Raw genomic sequence first — 9,840 nt, forward strand, 5'->3', positions numbered from 1 at the left:
CGCTCCCTCATTGCTGGAGCAGATCCATTCAAGAGCCATGCCAGCTCGGTGCGCTGGTTCAGGTCGCCGCTTCCATTTGCTCGAACGCCTTGCGGCCTTCGGTCCGGATCAGGTCAAGGCAATCCCGTTTGAGGGCGAGATAGGCGGGGTCGGTCAGAATGGCGCTGGAGCGCGGCCGCGGCAGGGCCACGGAAAGATCCCGCAGGATGCGGCCCGGCCCGGCGCTCATGATCAGCACGCGATCCGACAGGAGAATGGCTTCGTCGATGTCATGTGTGACGAAAACGATCGTGGCGTTGATCCGGTCGCGAAGTTCGAGAAGATTATCCTGCATCACAGCCCGGGTCTGCGCGTCCAGGGCACCGAACGGCTCGTCCATGAGCAGCACACGCGGCTGGTTTGCAAGGGCACGAGCAATCGCCACCCGCTGCTGCATGCCCCCTGAAAGCGTATGCGGGTAGGCGTTCGCGAATCTCGTCAGCCCGATCATGTCGATCAGGTCGTCGGCGATCCGCAGCGCTTCCGTTTTCGACTTGCCGAGCGCGCGCGGTCCGTGAGCGATGTTACGGCGCACCGATTTCCAGGGGAACAGATGCGGCTGCTGGAACACCATCCCGATATCCGGTCGAGGCGCCACCATCGGCTCGCCGGCCACCTTGACCTCGCCCTCGAACGGCCGTTCGAGGCCAGCCATCGCATTCAAGAGCGTAGACTTGCCGCAGCCCGACGGACCAACCAGCGAGACGAATTCACCAGGCAGCACCGCCAGGGACACCCGGTCCACCGCAATGACCTCGCCGCGCGGCACATCGAACACGATACTCAGATCGTCGACCCGGATGATCGCTTCCTGCGCGGCCGATGAAGGCTGCGGCGGAGCATCCACGAGCCGCAGCGGTGGGGTCGGGCGGAGCGGGGTCTGCATCAGCGCCACCATACGGCCCGCTCGGCAATGGCCGCGAAGGAACGATCGGCGATGAAGGAGAGCAATCCGAGCGCCGCCAGCCCTCCCATGACCTGCCCGGTCTGCATGTTCTGTTGCGCAATCTCGATCCGGTAGACGATGCCGGCAAACGCGCCCGCCAGCTCGGCGGCCACGAGCGTGTAAAAGGAGATGCTGACGGCGGTGCGCAGGCCGACGACGATATAGGGAAGCGCCCCCAGCAGGATGATCTCCGTGAGCATTTGCCGGCGTGGCGTGCCGAGCATCTGCGCGGCGCGAATGAGGCCGCGATCGACCTTCTGAACGCCGATATGGGTCGCGAGCCATACGGTGAAGAACACACCCCAGACGACGAGAAAGAGCTTGCCGGCCTCGGACAACCCGAACCACAGGATCACGATGGGCACAAAGGCGATCGGTGGAATCGGGCGAAGGATATGAAACAGCGGGGAGAGCAGGCTCGACACCAGCCTGAACCGGCCCGTCAGGACGCCGAGCATGATCCCGCCCGCCGTCCCGATCAGGAAACCGGCGGTGACGCGGAACAAGCTCGCAGAGAGGTCGCCAAAAAACTGGCCGCTGTGGATCCAATCAAGGACGGCGACCGCGACCGTGGACGGTGGTGGAAACAGCACCGCGTTGACGATCCGCGAGCGAGCGATCAACTCCCATACGCCGACGAAGGCCGGCACGGAGAGCGCGCCGACGAGCACGCTCAGACGTCCGGCCGAGGTCGTGCGGCTGCTCCCTCCGGCGCTCATGGATCGACCGACAGCGTCACACGTGCGGGATCAAGCGCCTTCAGCGGTGCCGCCGCAATGATCTTCGAGAAATCGGGCATCGCCGCTCCCGGCGGGTGATTGCCGGTTTCGAGCCGCCAGGCAGCATGCGTTTTCAGAGTCTGCAGCAGCTTGTCGTCGAGGCGCACGTGATAGACGTAATCCGACCAGATCGGCGCAAGCTCGTCGCGCTTCATGCCGGTCGCCGCGGCAACGATATCGATCGCTTCGTCCGGATGGGCTTTGACCCAGCCTTCCGCTTCGATGAGCGCAGCCAGGAATTTGCTCAACACTGCCGGGTTTGCCTCCAGATAGGATCGTGTCACAACGATGTTGAAGGTTTCGGAGTAGACGCCCTTCGTGTCGAGCAGGATGGCACCCTCACCGAGCGCCTTCTTTGCATTCGCGACGTGCGGCTCCCAGGTGTCGAATGCCTCAATGCTTCCGGCCGCCAGAGCGGGAAGCATCTCCTGGGGGCGAAGATTGACGAGCATGACGTCCTTGGCCGTCAATCCCGCCGCCTTCAGCAGAACCGAGGTGTAGACCTCGCTACCGGTTCCCGCGGTGAAGCCGATGCGTTTGCCGCGCAAATCCTCTTTCGTCCTGATCGCGGCGGACGCGGCCGTCATCGTCTTCAGATCCGAATATTCCATCCCGGCGACGAAGGCGATCGGCTGCTCGGCCATCGCGGCCGCTGTGACCGGAGCTTCGGCCGTCGTCGCGATATCGGCGCCTCCGCCGATCACCGTGTCGAGGCACTGTTTTCCGCTGGTGAAATTCGAGACCGAGATGTCGAGCCCCTGCTTGCCGAACAGGCCGTTCGCCTTGGCGACGATGGCGAGGCCCGAGATCGGGCCCAGGTTCTGCGCAAGCCGTGCCTTCAGAAACTCTTCGGCTGTGGCTTGGGAAGCAGGACTCAAGATGACCGTACAGGCAGAGATCGCAAACAAGACCCTGCGGACAGCTGGTTTCGAGCGCATACAACACCTTCGGTCATCTCGGCGACCGCGATGGCCGGCCTGTGATCGGGAGAGGGTCATCCGAAGCCGATGCGCCGGGAAGCAATTAATCGACAACGCGCCTCGCTGACGAACATTTGCGCATTGCAGAGGCGTAGCGGATCACGGTTTGGGCGACAGGGAGCTCTGTTTGCCCGCCCGCTGTGCTGTGTGCTTGCGGCCCTCATCGAAGGTCGGCGATCCGGCCATCGTGCGCGAGCGGCGCAAGGTCGTGGACGCGACTTGACGCCTGGCGTTGCGCAATCAAGCGCGCGGCTTCGCTTCAGCCACGACGCCGTTCTGCCGACGGCGATAAATCCAGATCGTCACGCCCAGGACGATCGCCACCGCCACGACAGTCAGAATCCAGAGATGCTTGCCCAGATGCCCCTGGTGCGGCACGCCGAAATAGTCGTGGAAGGCCGAGACGGCCAGCACGCCCGGCAGCACATGGACCGGCGCCCAGAGCAGGATCGCGGGGATGTTGACCGCGTAGAACTTTGCCGGCGGCATGTCGAGCGCACCCGCCGTGATCGGCACGAAGGCGCGAATGGGCGGCACGAAGCGGGCGAAGAACACGGCCCAGGTGCCGAAGCGGTGGAAAAAGCTCTCGCTCTCCTGGACCACGCGCGGATGATTGGCCAGCGGCCAGGTGTTGAGGATCTTGCGCTGCTGCCGGTGCCCGAGCCAATAGGCCGAGCCGTCGCCCAGCACGGCGCCGGTGGCGGCCGCCAGCAGCACCCATTGCAGCTTCAGGTCCCCGCCGGGAACCAATGCGCTCAGCGCCAGGATGATGGTCGAGCCGGGGATCACCGATCCCACCACTGGCACCGCTTCGAGCAGCGCCGCCAGGAACAAGGTCAGGTAGGCCAGCCCCGCATGGGCTGAAACGAAGGAAATGAGGGGATCAAGGAAGGACGTCACGTCGTTTCTGTAGCGGGCTGGAGTTCAGACCCTTACACAAGTAAGGAGCGGTGGTGAAAGTGCCATTCGCCTGGGCAGGCCGCCTATCCGAGCCGAATTTGGGCGCAATTCGCAGGGCAGCCTTCCAAAAATCGCGTTCCTTGCCTATCTAAATGAAAAGACAACGGAACTTTGATTGGGGCGCGGGCTTCTGCCGGCACGTTGTCTCTGATAGGTTCGCAGCCGCACCCAGCCGCAGCCTTTGTGCAAATAACTGGTCTCGGGACCGCCCCGGGGCTTCGGAGGATTGATGACGACCGCCGCAATGTCCAAAGTTGAGGAAGTTTCCGGTATGCCCGACATGAAGGTGTCGGTGCGCCAGGTGTTCGGGATCGACAGCGATCTCGAAGTGCCGGCCTATTCCGAAGTCGATCCTCACGTTCCTGAAGTCGATTCCGACTACCGTTTCGACCGCGCCACCACGCTTGCCATTCTCGCGGGCTTCGCCCGCAACCGCCGCGTGATGGTCACCGGCTATCACGGCACCGGTAAGTCCACCCATATCGAGCAGGTCGCCGCCCGCCTGAACTGGCCCTGCGTGCGCGTCAACCTCGACAGCCACATCAGCCGTATCGACCTCGTCGGCAAGGACTCCATCGTGGTGCGCGACGGTAAGCAGGTCACCGAATTCCGTGACGGCATCCTGCCCTGGGCGCTGCAAAACAACGTCGCGCTGGTGTTCGACGAATACGACGCCGGCCGCCCGGACGTGATGTTCGTGATCCAGCGCGTGCTCGAAGTCTCCGGACGCCTGACGCTGCTCGACCAGAACAAGGTCATCAAGCCGCACCCGGCGTTCCGCCTGTTTGCGACCGCCAACACGGTCGGTCTCGGCGACACCTCGGGCCTCTATCACGGCACCCAGCAGATCAACCAGGGTCAGATGGACCGGTGGTCGATCGTCACCACGCTCAACTACCTCAGCCACGACGAGGAAGTTGAGATCGTGCTGGCCAAGGCCAAGCACTATCGCACCCAGGAAGGCCGCGACATCGTCAACAAGATGGTACGCCTTGCCGACCTCACCCGTAACGCCTTCGCCAATGGCGATCTGTCGACGGTGATGAGCCCGCGCACGGTGATCACCTGGGCCGAAAACGCCGACATCTTCGGCGATATCGGCTTTGCCTTCCGCGTCACCTTCCTCAACAAGTGCGACGAGCTCGAGCGGCCCCTGGTCGCCGAGTTCTACCAGCGCTGCTTCAACGCGGAGCTGCCGGAATCCGCAGTCAACGTGGCGCTCAGCTGAGCTCCCGCCGTATGTCGTCCCGGCGAAGGCCGGGACCCATACCGCGTGATCTCTCGATTGAACGTCACTAATGGTTTCCTGACACAAGAGCGGCCGGTTGTGTGGTTATGGGTGCCGGCCCCCGTGCGCAATTGCGCACTAGGCCGGGACGACAGATAGGGTCAGATGACCACCTCCAACTCCAAATTCCGCAACACCAAGGAAGCCCCGACCGAGCCGTTCAAGCGCTCGGTGGCGTCCTGTCTGAAGGCCATCGCGAAGACGCCCGAGCTCGACGTGAGCTTCGCGGCCGAGCGCCCGGGTCTTGCGCCCGGCAAGGCGCGACTGCCCGAACCAGCGCGAAAGATGACAAAACGCGATGCGGCGATCGTGCGCGGCCACGCCGATTCCATCGCGCTCAAGCTCGCCTGCCACGACGCCAAGCTGCATCGCAAGCTGATGCCGGGCAATCCGCAGGCGCGTGGCGTGTTCGAGGCGGTCGAGCAGGCCCGCGTCGAGGCGATCGGCGCGCGCCGCATGGCGGGCGTTGCGAAAAACCTCACCGCGATGCTCGACGACCACTTCCATCGCGGCAAGTTCGACGAGATCACCGACCGCGCCGACGCGCCGCTGGCGGACGCGCTGGCGATGCTGGTGCGCGAGCGCCTCACCGGCCTGGCGCCGCCGGCCGCCGCGCGGAAGATGGTCGATCTCTGGCGGCCCATCCTCGAAGACAAGATCGGCAAGCGGCTCGACCGGCTCGACCGCGTGGTCGAGGACCAGACCAAGTTCAGCGATGCCGTGCATGATCTCCTGACCGCGCTCGAGCTCGGCGACGAGCGCAGCGCCGACAGCGAGGACAATGACGACAACGACGAGAACCAGGACGGCGACAACGATCAGTCCGGTGCGGAGGGATCGCCCGATTCCGACGCCGCGCAGGAGATGAGCGCCGACCAGGCGCAGGCCTCATCCGAGGAGATGAGCGACAGCGCGATGGAAAGCGCGCAGGCCTCGACGTCCGATACCTTCGACGACGGCGAGCTCGGCGACGACGAGACGCCGGGCGAGGCGACACGCCCGAATTCGCACGGTAAGAACGAGCCGCGCGGGCCGGAATACCACGCCTTCGCGCCGAAATTCGACGAGGTCATCGCGGCCGAAGATCTCTGCGACCATGACGAGCTGGAGCGCCTGCGCGCCTATCTCGACAAGCAGCTCGCGCATCTGCAGGGCATCGTCGCGCGCCTCGCCAACCGGCTGCAGCGCCGGTTGATGGCACAGCAGAACCGCGCCTGGGAGTTCGATCTCGAAGAGGGCATCCTCGACCCCGCGCGGCTGTCCCGCGTGGTCACCGATCCCTATCACCCGCTGTCCTTCATGCACGAGAAGGAGGCGACGTTCCGCGACACTGTCGTCACGCTGCTGCTCGACAATTCCGGCTCGATGCGCGGCCGCCCGATCACGGTTGCCGCCACCTGCGCCGACATTCTCGCGCGCACGCTGGAGCGTTGCGGCGTCAAGGTCGAGATCCTGGGCTTCACGACGCGCGCCTGGAAGGGCGGGCAGTCGCGCGAGGCCTGGCTCGCCGCCGGCAAGCCGGCCAATCCCGGCCGTCTCAACGATCTCCGTCACATCATCTACAAGTCCGCCGACGCGCCCTGGCGCCGTGCGCGGAAAAACCTTGGCTTGATGATGCGCGAGGGCTTGCTGAAGGAGAACATCGACGGCGAGGCGCTCGACTGGGCGCACAAGCGTCTGCTCGGCCGGTCCGAGCAGCGCAAGATCCTGATGATGATCTCGGACGGCGCGCCGGTCGACGATTCCACGCTGTCGGTCAATCCCGGCAACTATCTCGAGCGGCATCTGCGCCACATCATCGAGGAGATCGAGACCCGCTCGCCGGTCGAGCTGATCGCGATCGGCATCGGCCACGACGTGACGCGCTACTACCGCCGCGCCGTGACGATCGTGGACGCCGAAGAGCTCGGCGGCGCGATCACCGAGAAGCTCGCGGAACTCTTCAGCGAAACCAACACGGCGCCCTCACAGCCGGCCGGTCGCCCGCGGCGCAAATTGCATTCGTGAGCACGCACTCATCCCGCCGCTTCTTTCTCGGCCACGCGGCGGCGGGATTTTCCACTCTCGCTCTGTCGCGGCTCGCGCAGGCGCAGTCGACGGCCAAGCAGGCGCAGCCCGAACAAAGGCCGACGCAGCCTGAGCACGCGGTCACCGAGCCCGTCGGCATCGAGGTCAATGCGCGGCCGATTCCCGATTTCGAGCCGCGCGACCGTGCGCGCACGCGCTTCGGGCGGCTCGCTTATCGTAGCGGTCTGGTGCTGACCTCGCCCCATCGCGGCTTCGGCGGCCTCTCTGCCTTTCGCTTCCTCGACGACAAAGGTGAGCGCTTCCTCTCACTGTCGGATCAGGGCACCTGGTTCACAGGCAGCATCCGCTATTCCGGCGGCAAGATGGCCGGGCTCGACGACGTCGAGGCTGCGCCGATGCTGAACAGCGAGGGGCGTCCGATCACGGAGAAGCGGCTCTGGTACGATACCGAGTCGCTCGCGCGTGACGGCTCGCTCGTCTATGTCGGGCTCGAACGCGTCAACCAGATCATGGGTTTCGACCTTGCCAAGGGTGGCACGCGCGCCCGCGGCGAGGTGCTGCCGACGCCACAGGCGATCCGCAAGCTGCCTTACAACAAGGGGCTCGAGGCGCTGGTGTTCGTGCCGCGGGACATGAAAGCCCAGCCGCTCGCGGGCACGCTGATCGCGATGTCCGAAGGCGGCTTCGATGCCGACGGCAATCTGATCGGCTTCCTGCTCGGCGGCCCGTCGCCCGGCCAGTTCAGCATCAGGCGCACCGACAAGCAGTTCATCAGCGATGCCGTGCTGCTGCCATCGGGCGAACTGCTCATCCTGGAGCGCAAATTCTCCTGGTTCACCGGCATCAACATCCGCATCCGCTCGTTACCGCTGAAGGCGATCGCGCCGGGCGCATTGGTCGACGGCCCCGTGGTGTTCGAGGCCGATCTCGGCCACGAGATCGACAACATGGAGGGTATCGACGTCCACGTCACGGGCGATGGCGAGACCGTTCTGACCATGGTGTCGGACGATAATTTCTCGATGCTGCAGCGGACGCTGCTGTTGCAGTTCACGCTGGTGGAGTGAACGCACGCGGACCAGCGGTCGCACCCGCGAGCCGGCGATCGGCTTGAACGTCGCGCGCCGCCCTGCGGCGTATTCATCCGTAGGGGGCGACATCACACCACACCCGCATGCATGGCGTCGCGCGCTGCCATGCCGCCCGCGCACCTCGCAATTCGTGCGTCCGCCACTAATCTTCATGCAATCGCTTCGATTCCTCCGGTCCCGGATTCCCCTGCATGAGCGCCCTGTTTTCCCCGATCAAGCTGCGCGGCCTGACGCTGAAGAACCGCGTCGTGGTGTCGCCGATGTGCCAGTATTCGGCCGAAGACGGCGTTCCCACCGACTGGCATTTCACCCACATCAACAATCTCGCGCTGTCGGGCGCGGCGATGTTCTGCATCGAGGCGACCCATGTCGAGGCGATCGGCCGCATCACGCCGGGCTGCCTCGGCCTCTACAGCGACGCCTCCGAGGCCGCGCTGAAGCAGATCCTCTCCTCCGTGCGCAAGCATTGCTCCACCGCGATCGGGATGCAGCTCGCCCATGCCGGCCGCAAGGCGTCGAGTGCGCGGCCCTGGGATGGCGGCCAGCTCATTCCCGAACAGCAAGGCGGCTGGCAGACGGTGGCGCCGTCGGCGATCCCGCACAAGGAAGGCGAGGCGGCGCCGGTCGCGCTCGATGCGGCCGGTCTGAAGCGCATCCGCGAGACCTTTGTCGAGGCGGCGAAACGCGCGGAGCGCATCGGCATCGACGCCATCGAGCTGCACGGCGCCCACGGCTACCTCCTGCATCAATTCCTGTCGCCGATCTGCAACAAGCGTACGGACGATTATGGCGGTAGCCTGCAAAACCGCATGCGCTTCCCGCTCGAGATCTACGACGCGGTCCGGGCGGTGTTCCCGCACGACAAGCCTGTCGGCATGCGGGTGTCGTCGACCGATTGGGTCGAGGGCGGCTGGGACCTGGCGCAGACCATCGAGTTTGCCAGGGCGTTGAAGGCGCGCGGCGTCGACTGGATCGATGCCTCCTCCGGCGGCGTCTCGCCGCTGCAGAAGATCACGCTCGGTCCCGGCTATCAGGTGCAGTTCGCAGAAGCGATCAAGCGCGAGACCGGGCTGCCCACCATTGCGGTCGGCCTGATCACGGAAGCCAGGCAGGCCGAGGAGATCATCGCCTCCGGGAAGGCCGATATGGTCGCACTCGCCCGCGGCATGCTCTACGATCCCCGCTGGGGCTGGCACGCCGCTGCGGACGTCGGCGGCGAAGTCGAAGCCCCGCCGCAATACTGGCGCTCGCAGCCCTCGACGCAGAAGGCGCTGTTCGGCAAGACGACGTTCGGGGCGCGGTGAGGGACGCACGACGCGGCTCTGTGTGAAGCGCGAAGCCCGCACCACAAACTCGTCATTGCGAGCGGAGCGAAGATTCCATGGGGAGTGGATAGCGACCTGGTCTGAGGCCAGACTGAGGTTGCTAACACACCAACCTGGAGACGACGATGTTGCTCGATCATCCTTCCGCCGGACTGGCCGCTATCCGCACACAGTTTGGCGCAATTTTTGTGTCATTGGAACTGAGCCGTTCGACATGGCTGGTTACATCGCTGTCGCCGGGCAAGGGCGAGAAGATGTCGAGACACAGCGTGAAAGCCGGCGACATTGCGGACCTTTTGAAGCTGTTGGCAGAGCTGAAGCGCAAGGCACAGGCGCGAACGGGCGAGAGTTATGCGATCATCACCATCCAGGAGGCGGGACTGGATGGGTTCTGGCTGCATCGC

8 protein-coding genes and 1 pseudogene are annotated in these 9,840 nt (G+C 64.9%); 5 read left to right on the forward strand and 4 right to left on the reverse strand.

Features of this window, described 5'->3' with window-relative positions; genetic code table 11:
• Positions 1 to 58: 58 nt before the first annotated feature.
• The 4 genes from BM222_RS21160 to BM222_RS21175 all read right to left on the reverse strand — a co-directional run bounded on the left by BM222_RS21160 (position 59) and on the right by BM222_RS21175 (position 3,644).
• The gene (locus BM222_RS21160; RefSeq protein WP_177243349.1) at positions 59 to 937 is read right to left on the reverse strand and encodes an ABC transporter ATP-binding protein; all 879 of its coding nucleotides are present in this window, start codon (positions 935 to 937) and stop codon (positions 59 to 61) included.
• On the reverse strand, positions 925 to 1,704 hold the full coding sequence (locus BM222_RS21165) for an ABC transporter permease (protein WP_092231390.1): 780 nt from the start codon (positions 1,702 to 1,704) through the stop codon (positions 925 to 927). The genes BM222_RS21160 and BM222_RS21165 overlap by 13 nt, the downstream gene beginning before the upstream one ends.
• Positions 1,701 to 2,642 (reverse strand): ABC transporter substrate-binding protein, encoded by a 942-nt coding sequence (locus BM222_RS21170; RefSeq protein ID WP_244547200.1) that lies wholly within the window; start codon positions 2,640 to 2,642, stop codon positions 1,701 to 1,703. Before BM222_RS21170 ends, BM222_RS21165 begins: the two co-directional genes overlap by 4 nt.
• A gap of 342 nt (positions 2,643 to 2,984) precedes the next feature.
• Complete coding sequence (locus BM222_RS21175) at positions 2,985 to 3,644, reverse strand: DedA family protein (protein ID WP_092231397.1); 660 nt, start codon at positions 3,642 to 3,644, stop codon at positions 2,985 to 2,987.
• A 331-nt stretch (positions 3,645 to 3,975) separates the two neighbouring features.
• Between BM222_RS21175 and cobS the strand changes: the two genes are divergently transcribed.
• From cobS to BM222_RS21200, 5 genes and pseudogenes are all read left to right on the forward strand, one after another.
• Positions 3,976 to 4,932, forward strand: coding sequence for a cobaltochelatase subunit CobS (gene cobS / locus BM222_RS21180; protein ID WP_502690909.1), 957 nt, complete (start codon positions 3,976 to 3,978; stop codon positions 4,930 to 4,932).
• A gap of 165 nt (positions 4,933 to 5,097) precedes the next feature.
• Positions 5,098 to 6,999, forward strand: a complete 1,902-nt coding sequence (gene cobT / locus BM222_RS21185) for a cobaltochelatase subunit CobT (RefSeq protein ID WP_092231400.1) — start codon at positions 5,098 to 5,100, stop codon at positions 6,997 to 6,999.
• Positions 6,996 to 8,087: an esterase-like activity of phytase family protein gene (locus BM222_RS21190; protein WP_092231403.1), complete on the forward strand. Its 1,092-nt coding sequence runs from the start codon at positions 6,996 to 6,998 to the stop codon at positions 8,085 to 8,087. Before cobT ends, BM222_RS21190 begins: the two co-directional genes overlap by 4 nt.
• Before the next feature lie 215 nt (positions 8,088 to 8,302).
• Positions 8,303 to 9,415, forward strand: coding sequence for an NADH:flavin oxidoreductase/NADH oxidase (locus BM222_RS21195; protein ID WP_092231406.1), 1,113 nt, complete (start codon positions 8,303 to 8,305; stop codon positions 9,413 to 9,415).
• 146 nt (positions 9,416 to 9,561) lie between these two features.
• Positions 9,562 to 9,840: pseudogene (locus BM222_RS21200) on the forward strand (IS110 family transposase); the annotation flags it as partial.

The sequence above is a fragment of the Bradyrhizobium sp. Gha genome (assembly GCF_900113735.1).
Lineage (GTDB): Bacteria > Pseudomonadota > Alphaproteobacteria > Rhizobiales > Xanthobacteraceae > Bradyrhizobium.

What these genes read in the sequence shown, in the direction of transcription:
- cobT (WP_092231400.1), top strand. Translation starts at nt 5,098, where the DNA reads ATGACCACCTCCAACTCCAAATTCCGCAACACCAAGGAAGCCCCGACC.
- BM222_RS21195 (WP_092231406.1), top strand. Translation starts at nt 8,303, where the DNA reads ATGAGCGCCCTGTTTTCCCCGATCAAGCTGCGCGGCCTGACGCTGAAG.
- BM222_RS21165 (WP_092231390.1), bottom strand. Translation starts at nt 1,704, where the DNA reads ATGAGCGCCGGAGGGAGCAGCCGCACGACCTCGGCCGGACGTCTGAGC.
- BM222_RS21160 (WP_177243349.1), bottom strand. Translation starts at nt 937, where the DNA reads ATGGTGGCGCTGATGCAGACCCCGCTCCGCCCGACCCCACCGCTGCGG.
- cobS (WP_502690909.1), top strand. Translation starts at nt 3,976, where the DNA reads ATGCCCGACATGAAGGTGTCGGTGCGCCAGGTGTTCGGGATCGACAGC.